Annotated in this window: 16 protein-coding genes and 1 pseudogene; 12 read left to right on the forward strand and 5 right to left on the reverse strand. The window is 35.3% G+C overall.

All coding sequences use genetic code 11. From position 1 onward, the window contains the following. Positions 1–34: 34 nt before the first annotated feature. Positions 35–178 (reverse strand): hypothetical protein, encoded by a 144-nt coding sequence (locus ACE199_RS00140; protein WP_164853141.1) that lies wholly within the window; start codon positions 176–178, stop codon positions 35–37. Positions 179–850: 672 nt separating this feature from the next. On the opposite strand from ACE199_RS00140, the gene ACE199_RS00145 reads away from it, so the two are divergent. From ACE199_RS00145 to ACE199_RS00155, 3 genes are all read left to right on the forward strand, one after another. Beyond that, on the forward strand, positions 851–1741 hold the full coding sequence (locus ACE199_RS00145) for an acyl-ACP desaturase (RefSeq protein WP_252293677.1): 891 nt from the start codon (positions 851–853) through the stop codon (positions 1739–1741). Between the two features lie 28 nt (positions 1742–1769). After that, positions 1770–2024 carry a hypothetical protein gene (locus ACE199_RS00150; protein WP_375348096.1) on the forward strand — a complete coding sequence of 85 codons (255 nt, stop codon included), beginning with the start codon at positions 1770–1772 and terminating at the stop codon, positions 2022–2024. Positions 2025–2183: 159 nt separating this feature from the next. After that, the gene (locus ACE199_RS00155) at positions 2184–2324 is read left to right on the forward strand and encodes a hypothetical protein (RefSeq protein ID WP_164853142.1); all 141 of its coding nucleotides are present in this window, start codon (positions 2184–2186) and stop codon (positions 2322–2324) included. A 167-nt stretch (positions 2325–2491) separates the two neighbouring features. Here the strand turns inward: ACE199_RS00155 and ACE199_RS00160 are convergent, their stop codons facing one another. After that, a complete protein-coding gene (locus tag ACE199_RS00160; RefSeq protein ID WP_375348599.1) occupies positions 2492–3400 on the reverse strand; it encodes a DsbA family protein in 909 nt (302 codons plus the stop codon). Positions 3401–3707: 307 nt separating this feature from the next. On the opposite strand from ACE199_RS00160, the gene ACE199_RS00165 reads away from it, so the two are divergent. From ACE199_RS00165 to ACE199_RS00180, 4 genes are all read left to right on the forward strand, one after another. Continuing rightward, positions 3708–4280 carry a TetR/AcrR family transcriptional regulator gene (locus ACE199_RS00165; RefSeq protein WP_375348097.1) on the forward strand — a complete coding sequence of 191 codons (573 nt, stop codon included), beginning with the start codon at positions 3708–3710 and terminating at the stop codon, positions 4278–4280. 193 nt (positions 4281–4473) lie between these two features. Further along, positions 4474–4614, forward strand: a complete 141-nt coding sequence (locus ACE199_RS00170) for a hypothetical protein (protein ID WP_375348098.1) — start codon at positions 4474–4476, stop codon at positions 4612–4614. A gap of 635 nt (positions 4615–5249) precedes the next feature. Next, entirely contained in the window at positions 5250–5894 is a 645-nt protein-coding gene (locus ACE199_RS00175) for a hypothetical protein (RefSeq protein ID WP_375348099.1), read from the forward strand. Between the two features lie 1005 nt (positions 5895–6899). Further along, positions 6900–8411, forward strand: a complete 1512-nt coding sequence (locus tag ACE199_RS00180; RefSeq protein ID WP_375348100.1) for a malate:quinone oxidoreductase — start codon at positions 6900–6902, stop codon at positions 8409–8411. A 370-nt stretch (positions 8412–8781) separates the two neighbouring features. Here ACE199_RS00180 and ACE199_RS00185 read toward each other — a convergent pair whose 3' ends face one another. The 3 genes from ACE199_RS00185 to ACE199_RS00195 form a co-directional block, all read right to left on the reverse strand. After that, entirely contained in the window at positions 8782–9558 is a 777-nt protein-coding gene (locus ACE199_RS00185; RefSeq protein WP_375348101.1) for a YibE/F family protein, read from the reverse strand. Continuing rightward, on the reverse strand, positions 9555–10694 hold the full coding sequence (locus tag ACE199_RS00190) for a YibE/F family protein (RefSeq protein ID WP_375348102.1): 1140 nt from the start codon (positions 10692–10694) through the stop codon (positions 9555–9557). The genes ACE199_RS00185 and ACE199_RS00190 overlap by 4 nt, the downstream gene beginning before the upstream one ends. A 656-nt stretch (positions 10695–11350) precedes the next feature. Continuing rightward, positions 11351–13198, reverse strand: coding sequence for a helix-turn-helix domain-containing protein (locus ACE199_RS00195; RefSeq protein ID WP_375348103.1), 1848 nt, complete (start codon positions 13196–13198; stop codon positions 11351–11353). 492 nt (positions 13199–13690) lie between these two features. Between ACE199_RS00195 and ACE199_RS00200 the strand changes: the two genes are divergently transcribed. The 5 genes and pseudogenes from ACE199_RS00200 (at position 13691) to ACE199_RS00220 (ending at position 19228) form a co-directional block, all read left to right on the forward strand. Then, a complete protein-coding gene (locus ACE199_RS00200; protein ID WP_375348104.1) occupies positions 13691–14938 on the forward strand; it encodes an MFS transporter in 1248 nt (415 codons plus the stop codon). Between the two features lie 360 nt (positions 14939–15298). Continuing rightward, positions 15299–16741 carry an MFS transporter gene (locus ACE199_RS00205; RefSeq protein ID WP_375348105.1) on the forward strand — a complete coding sequence of 481 codons (1443 nt, stop codon included), beginning with the start codon at positions 15299–15301 and terminating at the stop codon, positions 16739–16741. A 44-nt stretch (positions 16742–16785) separates the two neighbouring features. Then, positions 16786–17982, forward strand: coding sequence for a M20 family metallopeptidase (locus tag ACE199_RS00210; RefSeq protein ID WP_375348106.1), 1197 nt, complete (start codon positions 16786–16788; stop codon positions 17980–17982). A 154-nt stretch (positions 17983–18136) separates the two neighbouring features. Next, a pseudogene (locus ACE199_RS00215) lies at positions 18137–18319 on the forward strand (S4 domain-containing protein); the annotation flags it as partial. A 165-nt stretch (positions 18320–18484) separates the two neighbouring features. Continuing rightward, positions 18485–19228, forward strand: coding sequence for an amidohydrolase family protein (locus ACE199_RS00220; RefSeq protein ID WP_375348107.1), 744 nt, complete (start codon positions 18485–18487; stop codon positions 19226–19228). Positions 19229–19323: the final 95 nt, after the last annotated feature.

Below are 19323 nucleotides of genomic sequence, written 5' to 3' on the forward strand. Positions count from 1 at the left end.
ATGTAAAGCGGTGTGAGGGACAGGCATGTTAAACTTATTTTTTAAAAATATAGAAAATGATTCTTTCAAAAACATCCAATTGATCTGTAATAATGAAAGCAGGGAGAAGCATCATCGCAAGAAATACAACAAGATTAGAAACAACTCCTATTTTAAAGAAACTATTTAAAACCTTCATAATTATCCCTTCTTAGTTTTAGTGATACTATATACTATTCTGGTATATTGAAAAAGATTGGACAATCTGTTAATAAAATAATAATGACAAGAAAACAATTCTATTATTTCTGTACTTCCCAAGAACTTTCTAATAGCTAATACAACTAGATTATTCCTATTTTATGATAAAAATTAGCTGGGGATAATAGTGAGGGCAGCTTTACTAAACGATATTAATAGTGTAAGATTTATATATGATAGTATTGCAATTATGGTGATGATTCACCGAATTTACTTGCAAGAAGGAGAAAAGAAGTTATTTTGGATCATTGACTGAAAAAAATATTATTTTTAGTCTACTTTGTTACCATTGTGGAGTCCTACTACTCAACAATATTTATTGAGCCTAAGTCACCTCCACGTCAGCAATCTCAAAATGTACAAGTTACTATTCATCCGTTTTTATCCACAGCTCATGTGCGGTAGCAAGGATTAATAAGAAAGCCTCCGAATTAGGAGGCTTTTATTTTTTTATCAAAATATAGTTTTACTGATTGTACCTGTCCCTCATGACTAAACAGCTGGGGGATGGGTATCTTATCTTGTATTCCTTTTATGATTTAAATTATAATTGTTAAGAAAATTCAAATGATTTAAAGTTAGACAGCAAAAAACCTTAAGGAGAAAAGACATGTTAAATTCAGATTTGGATATACGCTTAGAACCTCGCATTAAAGAATTATATCGATTACACAAGGAACGTTCTGCAAATATTGACTGGAGCTATCACGAATTTATTCCATGGGACAAGGCCATGTCCTTTAAACGAGTTCCTTGGGATGAGAGTCAAGTAACTCTTCCGGAAGGTGTAATTGTAGCGATAGAAACAGCATTACTTACAGAAGTAAATTTACCTTGGTATACTTCGCATTTGGATTATACATTTAAAAATTCAATGGAAGTAATAAATGATTTCGTACGCACTTGGACGGCTGAAGAAGACCAGCACTCTAACTTACTTGAAACGTATTTATTGGTGACACGAAATGTAAATCCCACAAGATTGCATGAATTAAGAAGACGAGTAGTTGAAAGCGGTTGGTTCCCGGACTTCACTAACCCGCTAGCAACAATGGCTTATACTTCATTGCAAGAGTTAGCTACACTCGTTTTTTATAATAATGTAGCTAAAATAGCGGGTCCGCATGATAAAGATTTAGCAACTTTACTTCGACGTTTAGCGAAAGACGAAGCGCTTCATTATGCATTCTATCGCGACACAGTAAAAGCGCATCTTGAACTGGATCCGAATTTCATTGTTTATTTTGAGGATGTCATTATTAATTTCTCTATGCCAGGCGCCGTTATGCCAGACTTTAACGAGAGAATGAAAACCATTGCAATAGATGCGAATTATGGCCCGCTGCAATACTTTGACCAAGTATTAGACGTAGTTGTGACTTATTGGGATATTGCTAACTTACAACCCACTAGCGAAGAAGCCAAACAATCGCAAGCGAATATATTGAAATATCATGGGCGTTTAAAAAGAATTAAAGATCGTCATCTAGCAAAAAAATAAAAAGTAGATGTATGAAAGGGTTTTTATAATGAAAGCAACTTGCGAATTATGTGGAAAAGAAACAAAAGATAAAGTAAGTTATTTAGAACTTGAAACGTGGGAATTTGATGTTTTGAAGAAAGAGAAAAAAGATTTTTACTCTATTTGTTTTGATTGTTTTGACAAGCATACCAATCATTTCATTGATAAGGAGACGGATCTTGAATTGAGAAAAAAACGTTCTCTTTCGGTGAATAGAGAGATTCAAGAAGAAATTGAGGCTATTCTTGAAATGGAAAGTTGAAGAAGAAAATCAAATAGCATAGCCTTCAAAAAAGAAAGCAAACTAAAATAGCGGATGCCAATAACAAAAAAATAATACGCTGATCTCTTTGTGCAGTGTATTTATAATGGTTGGTATCTAAGGGCAATAACTAAATCGAACTACAAGGATGGTGAAAACATGTTTAAAAATAAGCAAATGAAAAATAAGACTGCTTCATCTAAAACAGATGTGGAAATTCCAAATGATGGACTTACAAAATTAGCATTAAAAGCTCAAAAAAATAAGGACGCTCTAACTGCCCTTCAAAATTTAACTTGATGTTTTTGAGGGATTCTAAAATTAATCGTTATTAAGACAGTCTTTTTGTTTGAGGTTAAACAAATGAAATGAACGGATGTAAGAGTTAAACAGGGAGTGCTGCGGCAATCCCTGTTTATGATGCCTGTGAAGAATTGTAATTATGGTATGGGAAGTGTTTTAAATCATTATTTTCTTACAAAGTATGTTTCACCGAGAACTTCTTTCGTTTCATAGGTACCTGGTGTTAATTCCGTTTCAACAAATGATTCAATATCGGCTTGTTCAACATCATACATGATTTCAATCTCTTTCGAAAATAAAAGTTTTTCTTTTTCAAGCAAGCTTGAAAGGGGTGGTTGTTGGGTTGGTTGTAGTTCTTCCACATTTAGAACTTGCTTTAATCCGTCAACATAGTATTCAAACGAGCGACCACCGACAATTTTTACGCCCTTATTTTCCTCATTAATCATGATAATGGTAGGAAATCCTCTAGCACCTAGACTTCTTGCAAGACCAAAATCTTCATTTAACAATTGTTGTCCAGATGGTTGTTCAGCTTCATTTACAAGTGCTTTTCCATCAAGTCCAAGTTTATTTGCGATTTCAATCAAAACGGATTTATCTGAAATATTTTGATTAAATGCGAAAAGCTCTTCTCTTGCACGTCGTAAATAATCATAGGCTAATGCATCATTATGATTTTTTTGAATTACTTTAAATACACGCGAGGGTGGGTAGGATGATTGAACTGGATTGTCAATCATGAGTGACCCATCAATTGGCATACGTGAATATTCTCCAACTTCCCTCCAGTGACCAGCAACGTCTGCGGGTTTGTAAATTCCGTTTGCAGGATCAATTGGTCCGTCATGCCATTTTTCCAGTAGTCCTCCCATAACTGTATGAAAGTTAAAATAGTGTCCGTATTGTTCTTTAAAACGACGAAGAGTGGGTTCAATCGCCCAGCAATGAGAGCAAATTGGATCAGTTACATAATAGAGATTAATCGATTTCTTTGGTTGATTAAAATCAATAACCTCCATTTCTTCCTCTCCAGCTGCTCCGCATACACCTGTTTCTAAATCACAAATCATATTATTATTGTTTTTCAATTCATTTTCCCCCATCTCTGCAAAATTAGTAAAAAGACTTAGTGCTGGCTGAGTTCCTACTGTTGAAACGTTTGATCCGGTTAGAATCAAACGCAAATTGTTAGCTGCTGTAACTTAAGGGAAGAACCGTAGCTGACAATTTCAGCTGCTTATTATTCCGCGCCTTATAGTTTGCTTTGCAATTCTATTTTAAGCCATAATGAAACCACCAATAAACCAATAGTTAATTGGATTTGTCGTTTATACAACACATCGAAAAAATTGTTTGAAAAGTAGGAGGGACGATGATATGACTCAATCAAAGACAGATCCCCGAATTCTACGTACTCGCAAATTAATCATGGATTCTTTCATTGAACTTTCAGGTAAAAAAGAATTCAAAGAGATTACCATAAAAGATATAACTGCAGAAGCCATGATTAACCGTGCAACATTCTATTATCATTTTAAGGATATATATGACTTATTAGAGAAGGTATTATCAGAAGTATTATTAGTTAATTTGAATTCTGATTCCTACCAGAATGACGAACTAAATGAAAAAGCGCTCGTAAGTATCTTCGTTGCTATAACAAATTTTCAAACGTCATTATCTAATCGTTGTCATAGAGGATACGAAGATACCATTGCACGTATTATTAGGGAACAGCTTGAAATCATTTTTTATAAAATGTTGTTAAAACAAAGTACAACTGAAGAGGGGAAAGCTTTAAAAATTACAGCTGTCATATTAAGCTGGGGAATTTACGGTGCTTCTGTAGAATGGAGAAGAGATAGTAAGGAGCTGTCGCCGGAAGAATTTATCAAATCAGCAATTCCTTATATCATGTCTGGGATTGATGTTGGCATATTAAAAAAATGAATTGGCTATTTTTTTAAATCCTTAGCATGTTCCCATTGTGAACGAATGTACTTAAACGGATTGGGTAGCATTTGTCCAATAAGTGGAAAAACTTTTTTATCGGGTGAGTTTAGTTGAATTAACATTCAAAAATGTTCGTTTAAGATTGTAGGTGTGGGGCAAACTAAAAAAGATTGCCAAAGGGGGTTACCAAATGAAGGATGAAAAAAATAAAATAAAGTATGACGCTGATGGAAATGTTTTATCATCGGCGTCAAATTCGAAAGAAAGACCAGCATCTCCCGACTCTAAACGCGGAATCTTGGATGAAAAGAACCCGGATGATTTTGAATGAAAAATACTTTAACATCTTGTCTACCGGCTGTCCTTTTTAATAAACTGTTTAACAGATCTGTCTAATATATTTATCCGCTGAAAAATCATGCTTAGGCTTTAAAAGTGGTTGAAGAGGCTGTCCATAGAAAATGGTATAAGATGATTTTTTAGGGCAACCTCTTTTTAAATTAGGCTCTGTTAAATGTTAATATTGATAATTGTATAAAAAGTAAGGGGAACCCCGTCTATAATTAACGGGTTCTCCTTTGGGAGAGAAAAGTAAAGAATAAGTGTCAATTTGACAGACCAAGTAACATAACTTTGGTCTGTCTTTTTTATGATTAGGCTCTGTTTAACTTATGCCTTTTTGTTATTTCATTTTCAATAACGAGTAAACTAAGGTTCTTTGTACAGATGCTCGGCGTGGTTTAATTTCATAGATAACATTGCATTTGATACAGATGAACGTAGTATTCGCACATTTGCAGTACAAAGTTGTCTATATCCAATGAATGAAACGAATACCTCCATCCTGTCAAGAAAAATGACAGCTTTATAAAGGTATTTGGGGAAATTTGTAGAATAAGTATCTACAATGAAAGAAAAACAAGTTCCTTTTGATTAAGAAAAGGACAGAAGGCTTTTGGGGGAGAAATGATATATCAGTTGATGGATATCGGAATGGCGATTATTTTTGCGTTACCTCTATTATTAATCACAATAAAAAGTAAAAAGGAAACAAGTAAATGGTGGCGTTGGTCTGAAAGATTGATGATTTTAAATGTTTTAGCAATGATTATTATTTTTAAATTTGGTGAGCTTGTATGGGTAATGCTATTTTGGCAGTTTCTATTTATTTATCCTGTAAGTATTATCCTTTATATATTTCTGTATTCAAAAGATAAAACTGATTATTTTATTGGATTAGGGAAAAAACAATTAATACTTATTTCAGTCATATTAGTTATAAGTTTAAGTGCAGTAAGTTATGGTATGTTTGTAGCAAATCAAGATGTAAAACTTGCTCACCAACAATTTTTAGAGGAATTGATAAAAGCAGAAAATCCAACCGAATATTTAGCATATAATGTGCGTGAACCATCCACCGTTATGGAACTTCCTTCACAAACAAAACAACTTATGAATGGAAATGTGAGAGCAGTAACATTTCCTTGGAAAAGTACGGTTTATGTAACGGATGCTTCTAATAAGAAAGCTTGGTCGCAAGAATTTACTTATGTACGTTTTTATGATGATTGGGTACTAGAAGGAAGCTTTAATGTTTCTCTTGTTGAATAAGTAATTAAACAGCGAAAAGGGGCGATTATGAATTATTCGTCACTCGAAAGAAAAGCGTATTCGAAAATCTCGAATACGCTTATTAATTTGCAAAGAATCAACAATAAAGTTAAACGGAGCCTTTAATTAATACCCAATTATTCACCTAGCTCTTATTCCGAAAAAGATTTTGAATTAAGAAATTTCCTCACACAGCTTTAAACATAAGTTTAACAAACAAAAACCTCCAATTTAGTATGTACTCATCTTATAGAATTATGTTGTCAGGGTATTACCACTCTTATTAAGCTGAACGAGTGCGTCTCTTCCATTTTCATGTGCTGTAAATGACTCCACATTAGTCTTCCCTTAATTTTTAAAAATTTGTTGATATAATTTGGTAATGCAGGTCAAGTATAAGACGACATCAATAGGTTAAGGTAATAGTATCTACAACTCATTAAACAGCAGTCCAGGAAAGTAGTCGAGGGCTTATAACAAATGGGGAATCTATATAGATTTTTCCGTGCAGGTTATCTTACTGGAAAGTCTGGAATTTTTGATGTATGAAGGGTTTCGTTCTTTTTACGTATTGCTTGTGTTCGGGTGATTTTGGTTCTTTTTAAAATTGGCTCACATGAATCCTAAACAGCATTATCAATATTAGGTACTAGGTATGTATAGAACCATAATTCCTTTTATTACCATAAAATCCCTATAACTGTAATATAATAGTAACTATTTTCATCTCTAAATAAATGTGATACATTATTATATGTAATTAGTATAAAAAGCCATGTTTCTAGGGCTTTGTGGATGAAATTTCCGCTTTTACCAGAGTCCGGATAGTTTATGTCTGTAATATAATAGTAGATATTTTAATCTATAAATAAATGTGATACACTATAATTAATATAATTAAATTAATAATTTGATACAGAAAAGGTGTGTGACTAGGTTGCGCCTTGTCTTGTTTTGACGCGCCTACATCCTTTCTGCAAATCTTAGGGTATAAGGATGGTAAAAATGAGTAATAGAGAAAATAAAACAGATGTTATCTTAATTGGTGCCGGAATTATGAGTGCAACTTTAGGGACACTCATAAAAGAATTAGTACCAGATTGGAAAATTACAGTGTTTGAGAAGCTTGACAAAGCAGGAGAAGAAAGCTCTAACGAATGGAATAACGCGGGAACAGGGCATGCAGCACTGTGCGAGCTTAACTATACTCCTCAAAAATCGGACGGCTCTATAGATATTACTAAAGCTATCAACGTCAATGAACAGTTTCAAGTTTCAAGACAGTTTTGGGCTCATCTTGTAAATAACGATTTAATCCGTAACCCACAGGACTTTATCATGCCATTGCCTCACATGAGTTTAGTAGAAGGGGAAAAAAATGTAACGTTCTTGAAAAAGCGTTTTGAAGCGCTTTCAAATAATCCGTTATTCCAAGGTATGGAATTTTCTGATGATCCAAAAAAACTGAAGGAATGGATTCCAGTTATTATGGATGGCCGTACATCAAAGGAACCGATTGCAGCAACAAAGATCGACTCTGGAACGGATGTTAACTTCGGTGCTTTAACGCGCATGTTAATTGACCACTTAAAGAAACAAAACGTTGAAGTTAACTACAACCATCAAGTTAATGATCTTAAACGTACTAGCGACGGCTCATGGGAATTGAAAGTGCGTAATGCTAGCGGTCAAGTAGAACGTCATACGGCAAAATTCGTCTTTATCGGCGGCGGCGGCGGAAGCTTACCTTTACTGCAAAAAACAGGTATTCCTGAAAGTAAACATGTTGGCGGATTCCCAGTAAGCGGAATATTCTTAGCATGTAATAATCCGAAAGTTGTCGAGCAGCATCATGCAAAAGTATACGGAAAAGCTAAAGTTGGTGCTCCTCCAATGTCTGTTCCGCATCTGGATACACGATATATCGATAACAAAAAATCATTGCTATTTGGACCGTTTGCCGGCTTCTCGCCAAAGTTCTTAAAAACTGGTTCTAATATGGATTTGTTAGGTTCTGTAAAACCGAATAATGTCTTCACGATGTTATCGGCAGGTGCAAAAAACATGGCATTGACAAAATACTTGATCCAGCAAGTTATGTTATCGAAAGAACAACGTGTTGAAGAGTTACGCGAGTTTGTTCCGAACGCTAAAAGCGAAGATTGGGATATCGTAGTAGCGGGTCAACGTGTACAAGTTATTAAAGATACTGCTGCGGGTAAAGGTACGCTTCAATTTGGTACGGAAGTTATTACTGGCGCTAACGGTTCGGTTGCTGCATTACTAGGGGCTTCTCCAGGTGCTTCTACTGCCGTTCACGTTATGCTTGAGGTAATCAAAAAATGCTTCCCGCAACATATGAACGAGTGGGAACCGAAACTTAAAGAAATGATTCCTTCTTATGGTAAGAAGCTGTCAGAAAACCCAGAGCTTTTCCAAGAACTTCATAATGCAACATCTGAGGCGCTTGGTCTAAGTGAAAAATCGTTACAAAAATCAGGTCAAAGCGTATCATAAGTAGTTGCGAATTTTTTGAAGCTATAACCCAAAATGTAACGACTTAAAGATATGGAATAAGTGTTCTGTTATTTCGTTAAAAAAGGACTTCTCACTTTTGTGAGAAGTCCTTTTTCGGTTTTGAGGGTGGAAAAAACGCTGCGAATTATTAGTAAAATAAAAATCATCCCCTATGCCAGCAAGCTTGCGGAAACAGGTGATGATTTTTAATCATTCCAACTCGCGCGTTGAACGTCAACACTCGCGCAATGCGACTAAATTCAAATGTTATACACTTAAGTGTTGCTTAATTAACATCGAAATGCACATAATTATTCAGTCTAACTCAAAATTACAAATACAAATTGTTTGAGCTTTCCTCTCATGAAGCTTATTTAAATCTCTTGTTATTTTCTCTTGTTTTTACTAAAAAATAGGCATTAATCCAGGAAGCGATTGGAATAATCAGAGCTATACCAATTCCGGCACAAAATATAGATATCATCTCAGCACTAAATACTTTTGAATTTACGATTTCTCCAACAGAATAAGATAAATGTTTAAACCATATAAGCAATCCTAGATATCCTCCAAAGAAGGCAAAAAATAACGTATTCGTATTTGTTCCTAAGATATCCTTCCCGATACTTAATCCAGATGTGAATAAATCTTTCCTGCTAATTAATGGATTATGATTAAATATTTCACGCATGGGAGATGTAATGGAAATGGCAACATCAGTAATGGCACCTATTGTACTCATAATAATCACGGAAGCTCCAATTTTAACAAAATCTACCCCGATATAAAGGGAAAATATGCTAAGCTCCTCTATTTCTTCTTCACCAAACCCCTGAATCATAGCATTTCGTGTCACCATGTCAATAAAAAAAAGCAAAATGACAATTGTGATAATAGTAGAAATGAATGCTGTTATTGTTTTACTGTTCATTTCATTAATATAAAATAGGTTAATAAAACTAATCACTGCACATGCAATCAATGTTAAGATAATCGGATCAGCATTTGGATCTGTCATAAAAAGTATGGTAAGAAGTAGAACAACAAAGTTTAGGAATAAAGAAAAAAAAGACCGTGCTCCTTTTTTTCCACCAATAAGTATCATGAGTATAAATAAAATGGCTGCCAGCAACACTAATACATTCATAATTTTGCCCTCTTTCGATTAATGAAAAAAATAGAAGTATATAGACCTATTGGAATAGTTAACACTATTCCAATACCGCCAGCTAGGGCTCGAGCCAATTCTAATGAAAGGTTCATGGAAAGGGTAAAACCCAATGCAGAAGCATTCTTGAAATATAAAATAAGCATTGGAATGGAACCGCTTATATATGCAAAAAACAAAATATTTGTCATGGTTCCCATAATATCTTTTCCAATCTCCATTCCTGAAGTTTTAAGTGCTTTTACTGGTATGTCGTTATTCTTTTCATACAACCCAAAGATAGAAGAAGACATTGTAATGGCTACATCCATTACGGCTCCTAAAGATCCGACGATTAACCCGGCCATAAACACCATTCGATAAGGATGAGTTAGAAATTGCATTTCTTCATATCGAAGGCCATTTTCGGAAGTTAGCCGCATGACAAGATAGGTAATTAACAGCGAAATAAAAGTTCCTAGCAGGGTCGCAACAATAGCTGCATATGTTTTTTCATTAAAACCGTTAACGAGTAACAAAGAAATGACAGTAAATAAAATAGCACTTACACTGCATATCACTACTAAACTTATGTTTGATGTATTCAGATAAACATCCAATGCATATGATAACAAAACAGCATTGGCTGCCAAACTTATAATAGAAAACAGCCCTTGCTTTTTTCCAACGATAAGTAGAGTAAAGATAAAAATCCATGCTATGATTACAACGTGTTTGTCACGTTTTACATCTTTTATGGTTCCAGTTAAATCTGTATTTTCTTCTTTGTTCGTGTCAATCGAAACAAACAATTCATCTCCAACATGGTATTCTTGATCATAAGCTCCGGATGATGAATACTTGTTAGTTAAATAGATAATCCTTCCTTTTTCTTCTCCGTTTTTTAACTCGGCCACTATACGCTGATTGAATAGATAATCTTTATTATCATGTATATCAATCATTTCAGTTTTATCTTCCAAAGTGGTTTTGATGACTTTGGCTATCGGACGTTCATAGAATGAATAATTGTGATTAACAAAAAAAACAGAGGCGGCAAAACAAAGTCCTATTATGATATACAAAAAAATTTGTTTGTAAGTCATTTCTTTAAATTTGTTTACTATAACATTCAAAAAAAAACCTCCAACTATCGAGATGGAATCCAGTGTATAAAATTTGAACATGCTGTTTTTGGGAATGAATTAGAATTTTTATAATTGTTTTCAAAAAATGCATTGTTCTAGATAACAGCGTATCTCTAGCACAGCTAACGATGGTACTCATTTAACAATGGAATTAGAATAACAGGAAAATTTTCAAACTTCAAGAGAATGCCTCCCGATTCGTTTCTTATTATGATTAGGAATGTTAAGGTGTCTGTCCCTCAGTGCTATAATGTTATAGTGAGACGGGGACAGGTACCGTATCCCAGAGTACAAATTCATAATATGAGCTTTACAGAAATGAAAGATAAACCAGTCGTTACTCTGAAATTCGAATTTTGCGGCTTAAATTCTAGTGTGTTTACACAACAAAAAAAGCAGGCTCAAGCCTGCCAACTGCAATGGGTGAATTATCTATTATATAAAGTGAAACTTCCATCAGTGGGGGTTTTCCTTCATCCCCCACTGATGGTTAGTTGAACCAATCGGACCTTTACGGGCAGTTGTCCCCCACCTATCTTCTTTGGTTCCTCATAAGCTTGAGGTGGGGGTCTTACTGCCCGTTAAGTGTGGGATAAAAGATTTAAGTGATACTGATGATTTGGATTTTCTTTTTTATCGAATTTCTACATTAAGTTTCCCGGCTCTGTTAATGAACCAAAAAAGGTTTTATAAAGATAGACCGCCAGCTGTACTTTTAGGTAATCCTCGTAATGGCTAAAGTCCATATCTAGAATATCCTCAATTTTCTTAATGCGGTGATAGAGCGTATTTGTATGGATATGAAGTTCCTTAGCGGTAGAAGTCATGGAACGGTTATTTTGTATATATGCGAAAAGTGTATGCAGAAGTTCGTCCTTTTTCTCCTGACTTGTCCATAATAGGGAAAACGTCTCACGCAGAAATGAATTGATTTCTTCAGGGGAATGGTTTAAAAAAAGGATGCTAATTCCAATATCCCTGTAATGAAGAACGCCTTTTTTCTTTTGGTTTTTCAAGTGAAGAAGGGCTTTTTCTGCTTTTACATGATTTTCTTCGGCTTGTCCAGGATAGTAATGTCCTGTGCTAATTCCTGCCCGAGCTACTACTGTAAACCGTTCGTTCCACCATTCTATGCTGCTTTCGATTATTTTTGTAATGTATGCTTCGCTGACAGCATCTCGGGCAGAAGAAAAAAAGGTAATTTTATTATTGTAGCTAAAAAGAAGGCTGTTTTCTAAAGTTATTTTCTCTTTCAAATGTGTTAGAAGAAGCAGTGCATCGTTTTCAAGAGAGCGCAGATCGACGTTTCCATCTAATTCAATTAAAGCTGTTTGAAGAAAATAATGATTATCAATTCCTAATTCCTTTGCAGCAATCTCAGCCTGCTGGGGATTTTTTATTTTTAGAAACTGTTGATATGTTTCGTAGGTTTTCTTATACATGATTTCAGTCTGTGATCTAAGTTTCATAATTTCAAGAGAAAGAATAGGTGCTCCTTGTTCGATGATAAGTTTGTCGAGTTGTGATAGAGCGGCGCTTCCTTCTACTATCAGACAACCTAAGAAAACGGAGCCTGATCTAATCGGATAAATATAGCAATCAATATGAATGGTGTCACAAATTGATACATAAGCTGGTTCAATTTTATTAGTAAAGAAAAAGAAAATATCATCTATCCTTTCAGTGAAATGTTTAATGGGTTGCGGAATGTAATTGCCTTCAAGATAATCCGCATAGATAAAATTCCTTTCCATCAGTTTATTCATTTCTATGATAATAGCTTTTAATCCTTTGTTCTGAACTGATAACTTGGTGAGGTGATTGTGAATTTCTGTTCGCTTTTCTAACAGCGCGTTGGTTTCTTTGAGCCTTTGTGATAGATGGGTGACTTCATCTAGGCTTTTCTGTACTTCTGTGTGAAGTTGAGCATTATGAAGTGCAATAGCTGCTTGGGAAGCGAAGCTTTGTAAGAGAAGGAGATCTGTTTCGCTGAGACCATCTTCTATATCAAAGCAATGAAATGTCATAACGCCAATCCGTTTTGTTCCAAATGAAACGGGGACGGCTAAGATAGACTTAATAGTTTGGCTATTAGGGTGTGCCTTATTAAGGATATCAAGGTTTTCTTTGCTTAAATCGCTCATATTATCATAAATTTTTTCCTTGGAAGTAATTAGCCTTACACAGCCGTCTCTGAAAACTTTCCCTGTAATAGACTCACCTATATTTATTTTAAGGAAGCTGATGTTCTCATTAAAGCCAACATAGGTCTTTATAATCAGTTTATTCGAAGGCTCATCATACATTTGTATATAGCCTGCCTCTGCTGTTTCAACTATTTTCAAGGCAAAATGCATGATTTTTTTTAGTACTTCATCCAATTCGAGAGTTGAGTTCATTGCCTGGAAGCTTTCCATTAAATTCATTACGTGATACTGTGCCTTTTGATTTTCTAGACTTAATTGTTGGAGAAGCGCTTCTTTTCTTTCCATAGTCTTGACCTCCATTGTTGATATGAACAATTGATATATACTATCATTGTTTGATTCCACATTGACCGATATGTATGAAATTATATAATATTTAGTAAATAACCAAAAGTGACAAAAATCACTTTTTGAAAGCGCTTTCCATTAAATGGTAATGAAGTTTAGTAGAAAAACTTACAAGGAATTAGAAAATAAAATTGAAGATTTCTTTTACTACTAGATGAGGCGCCGCTGCTTGGTTAAAAGGAGCGAAACTGGAGAAAACGGTTGCGTACAGCGCTGATTTTGAGGCATTACCAATTCGGGATAAAAAGACTGTTCTCTCGGCTGCACTGTTTGGAGCAGCATATTCAGCAAAGTAAAGCAGCACTTTGCGTTACACGCATTGGTGAAAAAGATTATAGGAATTAACTAATATTAACATATTGTAAGGGGAAATTAGGCTGTTTGATTTTAGTTAAGATTAATAGTTAACTTTAGGAGGAGGACATTAATGTGCAAAACAACCAAATTAATAATAAAAAGAGGCATGTGATTCTTGCACTGCTATTTTTAGGATGGTGCTTGTCTTATCTGGATAGGATGGCAATGAATGTTGGGATTGTGGAAATTGCAAAAGATTTTAATCTTAGCCCTTCTGTTATGGGGGTTGTGCTGAGTAGTTTTTTTGCTGGCTACGCTTTAATGCAATTGCCTGGCGGCTGGCTTGCTGATAAATTCGGATCCAGAAAAGTAATTACGGTTGCTATTGTGTTTTGGTCAATATTTACTGTTTTGACAGGAATGGCTTGGTCTCTTATGTCTATGATTATGATTCGGTTTATGTTTGGTCTCGGAGAAGGAGCATATCCTGCAGCAAGCTCCAAAGCAATAGCGGATGTTTTTCCTAAAGCAGAGCGAACTAGTGCTCAGACAATCATGATGTCCTCCAATTCACTTGGTGGAGTGATTGCCCCTTTAATTGCTACGCCGTTACTCGTGTGGATTGGTTGGCATAATCTCTTTATCAGCATAGGTATATTAGGTATTTTCGTTGCAGCTTTACTTTGGTATTACTTAAGTCCGAAAAATATGCAGGTCGAAACAGTTGAGGAAGAAACGGTTCAAAAAGCTTCTTTTAAAGATGTTTTAAAAATTCGGACAAGCTGGCAGTTGGCCATTATGTGGTTTGGAGTAAGTACAGTCGTATGGGGACTCATTTCATGGATGCCTCCTTATCTTGTAAATGTGAGAGGTCTTGATTTGATGTCTATGGGTATGCTGACGTCCATTCCTGCACTTGCTGGGGCTGTCGGTGTTATTATTGGCGGACAACTTATTAAGTCTTTATTAAGCGGCAAAGAAAAATATCTTGCAATTGTAAGCTTTATCATTATGATTGTATCTCTTTATTTGTTATTCAACGCACCGTCTGTTTCACTAGTTATTACGTATCAAGCTATATGTATGTTTTTTCATGGCCCAATTGTGGCTATTATATTTAGCCTTCCGCATAAAATGTTCTCAAAGAACGTTATTGGGTCTACATTTGGGATGATTAATCTTGGCGGGATGATTGGAGCATTCCTTGCACCAATGGTTATGGGCTATTTAATTGAAATTTTTAATGGATTATATGTATCCGCATTCATGTATATCATTGCCTGTGCTGTTTTAGGTATCTTTGCGGCAGCGGGACTTATAACGAAAAAGAATCTTTCAGGCGAAGCTCATGAGAGGACTCGCGACGAAACAGTTATATAATTAAGTAAAGTCACGTTTGTTCAGAGGCTGGGTGTTTGTCCATTTTGATAAAAAGTCTAAAAACTCATAATGTACCTAGTAAATCGAATTGATTATGAAGTTCCTGACTACGATCTAATTTTAGTATAGTAAGTGAACCAACTTCATTTAATCTTCCGCAAACAGACGCACTTCTTAGGTAAGAAGGCGTCTTCTTTTTATAAGAATAAAAGCCAGTGGATTTGCGGAAAAAGGGAATTTTCACTTTAGTATAGTTGAAGATTTATTTTATTTATTTTTTGAGAGTATCTTGAAAGTAATCTGCAAATGATAAATAAAACAAATCACTCCCTTTACTAAATGAATAATGGAGGTTCAACTATGGAAACAACAAGTTATAAAGGCACAAATAAAATGATTATTGGTATTGTGTTTGGGGTTATCACTTTTTGGCTCTTTGCTCAGGCAATGGTTAATGTTGTTCCAGCCGTGCAGAAAGATTTAGGTATTTCACTTGGCACATTAAATATTGCAATCAGTTTAACGGCTTTATTCTCGGGAATGTTTATCGTTGCTGCTGGCGGACTAGCAGATAAAATTGGTCGCAAAAAAATGACCTATATCGGGTTAATTCTAAGTGTTATCGGCTCTCTTTGCCTTGTATTAGCACAAGGAGCCGTTTTACTAATCATTGGTCGTGTCATTCAAGGACTTTCAGCAGCCTGTATTATGCCTGCAACAATCGCGTTAATGAAAGCTTACTTTGAAGGTGCAGAACGTCAACGTGCTCTTAGTTTCTGGTCGATTGGATCTTGGGGCGGATCAGGAGTTGCTTCCTTCGCAGGTGGTGCCATCGCAACCTATATGGGATGGAAATGGATTTTCGTCTTTTCTATCATATTCTCTTTACTTGGTATGTGGCTGATTAAAGATACTCCAGAAAGTAAAGGTGAATCAACAGGTGCTTTTAAATTCGATTACACTGGTTTAGTCATTTTTATCATCACAATGCTTGCTCTAAACGTTTTTATTACTTTTGGTGCAGATTTAGGCTGGACAAGTCTGCTTACAATCGGTCTTGCAATCGTTACAATCATTGGAGCCATTGTTTTCTTCAAAGTTGAAAAAAGTAAAGATATAGTACTAATTGACTTTTCCTTATTTAAAAACAAACCATATTCTGGCGCAACTTTCTCCAATTTCTTGTTAAATGCGATTGCTGGTACTCTTGTTGTGGCAAACACTTATGTACAAGTAGGGAGAGGATTTAGTGCCTTTCAATCAGGAATGTTATCATTAGGGTATTTAATAGCAGTGTTAGCGATGATTCGTGTCGGAGAGAAAATTTTACAAAGAGCAGGCGCAAAATCACCAATGATTTGGGGAGCTCTCATTACAACAGTTGGTGTAGCTATTATGGGATTAACTTTTTTATCTGATGTTATATATACAGTGGTTGTCTTTATTGGATTTGCTTTGTTTGGACTTGGATTAGGGATTTATGCAACTCCATCAACAGACACTTCTGTATCTAACGCACCTTCAAACAAAGTCGGTGAGGCTGCCGGAATCTACAAAATGGCAAGCTCACTTGGCGGAGCGTTCGGTGTGGCGATTTCAGCGACTGTTTATAGTTCAATTGCAGCGGTTGGTAGTCTTGAAATCGCAGCTACTGCAGGGATTATCGTAAACGTAATATTCGGTGTACTTTCTATTCTTTCCATTATGTTTATGGTTCCTGGAGATACTGGAAAAAAAGCAATCGAAAAATCATCTAAACAAATAAGAAAGCCAAATCCTAGTCAACCAAATCCAATTCATTAAAGAATTCGGAGTATTCATTTCGAACAGTTAGAGGGGATTATTGAATGTTATTAGATGAACTAATGAAAAAATTAGATGAAAAAAAGGATCGTATCATTGAGATTCGCCGTTATCTACATGAACATCCAGAACTTTCTTTCCAAGAAGAAGAAACGGCTAAATATATCAGCGATTTTTATACGGACGTGCCAGTGGATTCAGTTGAAACAAACTTCGGTGGTGAGCGTGGTGTCGTTGTAACCATTAAAGGTTCCAAGCCCGGAAAAACCATTGCTATTCGTGCTGATTTCGACGCCTTACCAATCAAGGAAGAAACGGGGCTGCCTTTTGCATCCAAAAACGAAGGGGTTATGCATGCTTGTGGTCATGATGGTCATACAGCATACATGTTGGTATTAGCTGAGACATTAGCCGAGTTTAAAGATCAACTAAAAGGTACGATTCGAGTTATTCATCAACCGGCAGAGGAAGCTCCTCCAGGCGGCGCAATTGGGATGATTAAAGCAGGTGTCCTGGATGGTGTAGATGCAATCATTGGAATTCATGTAATGAGCAACATGAAAACAGGTCATATTTATTACAGAAGCGGGAACACCCAAACAGGAAGATCTTATTTTAAATTAGTTGTTCAAGGTAGAGGTGGACATGGCTCGTCACCTCATCTAGCGAATGATGCTATTGTTGCAGCGAGTTCATTCGTCATGAATGTACAAACCATAGTCAGCCGTCGAATCAATCCATTTGATACAGCATCAGTTACCATTGGAAATTTTGATGGAAAAGGTACATTCAATGTAATCAAAGATGCGGTTACAATTGAAGGAGATGTTCGAACAATGTCTCCTGAGACTCGAGAAATCGTAGAAACTGGAGTGCGTGCTTTTGCGGAAGGGTTAGAAAAATCATATAGCGTAAAGTCTATTCTTGAATATAACAATGACTATCCAGTTCTATATAATGATCCTGACGTAACGGAACATGTACGTCAAGCTTTAGAACAAGCATCGATTCCAGAAGTAGAAGCTGTTTTGGAAACACCGCCACAGCCGCCTTCAGAGGATTTTGCTTACTATCTTCAAAAAGTACCAGGATGTTTCTTCTATGTCGGTGCTATTCCTGAGTCAGGTGAAGCTTACCCGCATCATCATCCTAAATTTGATATCAATGAAAAAAGCCTTATCATTAGTGCTAAAGCTATGGCTGCTGTTGTAGCTTCTTACTGTGATGGGAGCGAAACGTAAGAGGATTTCATCTGAATAAAGAAAATAAAAATAGCCCCATTATGGAATATTTAATTTCCTCAATGGGGCTATTTGTTATTATTGTAGAAATAGTTATGTGAAAATTCATTATGAATGTTATACATTATCCCTTGTGTATTAAGTCTTTTTAGACATAGATTTACTTGTTGAATTGCAATTATTAAGCTCCAAAAGCGAAGCCAGAAGAATGATTGAAAACAGAGGGGTAAAAATACACGGAAATAAGGTAGAAGATACGAGGCTGCAAGTTTCGATTACCGATGGACTAATCATACAAGTTGGGAAACGCAAATTTGTAAAAATTAAAACATTATAAAGTACGATATAAAGGTACGGCTTAAAGTTGTACCTTTTTTTCAGCCTTGTTGAACTAACGATTTAGTTTAGTTCAATAAGGTAAACTTATGAATTTTTATAAATAACCTATAATTTTATTTATGTACTGGAGCTGATATGTTAAAGAAAAGAAAGGGGAATGACAATGAGAATTTTTGATGCACATTTTCATATTATTGATTTTGATTTTCCAATTATCGAAAACCAAGGATATTTGCCGCCTAGTTATGTTGTAGAAGATTATCAAAATGAAACTGCTAATTTAAATGTATTAGGTGGAGCTATTGTATCTGGGTCATTCCAAGGATTTGATCAAGAATATTTATTAAAGGCACTAAAACAACTGGGTTCAACATTTTGTGGCGTAACACAATTACCTTTTACAGTGACGGACGAAGAAATACTACATTTAAATGAAAATGGGGTAAAAGCATTACGCTTTAATATTAAAAGAGGCGGTTCAGAAGATTTATCGAAGCTGGATTACTTTGCTAGAAGAGTTCATGATTTAGTAGGTTGGCATAGTGAGCTTTATATTGATGCAAAAGAGTTGCCCGAAATTGCATCGAATATTGAAAAATTACCGGCTATATCAATCGACCATTTAGGATTATCAGAAGAAGGATTACCGCATTTATTAAAATTAGTTGATAAAGGCATACACGTAAAAGCAACAGGATTTGGACGTGTGGAACTGAATGTTGAAAATGCTTTAAAATCCATATATGAGACAAATCCAGATGCTCTTATGTTTGGAACAGATTTACCATCCACAAGAGCAAAAAGACCTTTTGAGTATGGAGATATTGAATTGATTCAACAGCTATTTGATGAACAAGCTGCTGATAAAATCCTGTATACGAATGCTTTCAAATGGTATTTCAAGTAATGTAGCTTTTATTAGATTTGAAGTGAGTACATTTAAAGTACGGGTAACGTTAGTTAAAGAAGAATGAAGTGATTTTAGGTTGGAGAACTTCTTAT

The organism is Peribacillus sp. Hz7, assembly GCF_042136355.1.
GTDB classification, from domain to species: domain Bacteria; phylum Bacillota; class Bacilli; order Bacillales; family DSM-1321; genus Peribacillus; species Peribacillus asahii_A.

Excerpts from the sequence above, each read along its gene's own strand:
- ACE199_RS00155 (WP_164853142.1), top strand. The coding sequence starts at position 2,184 with ATGTTTAAAAATAAGCAAATGAAAAATAAGACTGCTTCATCTAAAACA.
- ACE199_RS00170 (WP_375348098.1), top strand. The coding sequence starts at position 4,474 with ATGAAGGATGAAAAAAATAAAATAAAGTATGACGCTGATGGAAATGTT.
- ACE199_RS00150 (WP_375348096.1), top strand. The coding sequence starts at position 1,770 with ATGAAAGCAACTTGCGAATTATGTGGAAAAGAAACAAAAGATAAAGTA.
- ACE199_RS00205 (WP_375348105.1), top strand. The coding sequence starts at position 15,299 with ATGGAAACAACAAGTTATAAAGGCACAAATAAAATGATTATTGGTATT.
- ACE199_RS00185 (WP_375348101.1), bottom strand. The coding sequence starts at position 9,558 with ATGAATGTATTAGTGTTGCTGGCAGCCATTTTATTTATACTCATGATA.
- ACE199_RS00195 (WP_375348103.1), bottom strand. The coding sequence starts at position 13,198 with ATGGAAAGAAAAGAAGCGCTTCTCCAACAATTAAGTCTAGAAAATCAA.
- ACE199_RS00140 (WP_164853141.1), bottom strand. The coding sequence starts at position 178 with ATGAAGGTTTTAAATAGTTTCTTTAAAATAGGAGTTGTTTCTAATCTT.
- ACE199_RS00220 (WP_375348107.1), top strand. The coding sequence starts at position 18,485 with ATGAGAATTTTTGATGCACATTTTCATATTATTGATTTTGATTTTCCA.
- ACE199_RS00160 (WP_375348599.1), bottom strand. The coding sequence starts at position 3,400 with ATGATTTGTGATTTAGAAACAGGTGTATGCGGAGCAGCTGGAGAGGAA.
- ACE199_RS00145 (WP_252293677.1), top strand. The coding sequence starts at position 851 with ATGTTAAATTCAGATTTGGATATACGCTTAGAACCTCGCATTAAAGAA.
- ACE199_RS00210 (WP_375348106.1), top strand. The coding sequence starts at position 16,786 with ATGTTATTAGATGAACTAATGAAAAAATTAGATGAAAAAAAGGATCGT.
- ACE199_RS00180 (WP_375348100.1), top strand. The coding sequence starts at position 6,900 with ATGAGTAATAGAGAAAATAAAACAGATGTTATCTTAATTGGTGCCGGA.
- ACE199_RS00175 (WP_375348099.1), top strand. The coding sequence starts at position 5,250 with ATGATATATCAGTTGATGGATATCGGAATGGCGATTATTTTTGCGTTA.
- ACE199_RS00165 (WP_375348097.1), top strand. The coding sequence starts at position 3,708 with ATGACTCAATCAAAGACAGATCCCCGAATTCTACGTACTCGCAAATTA.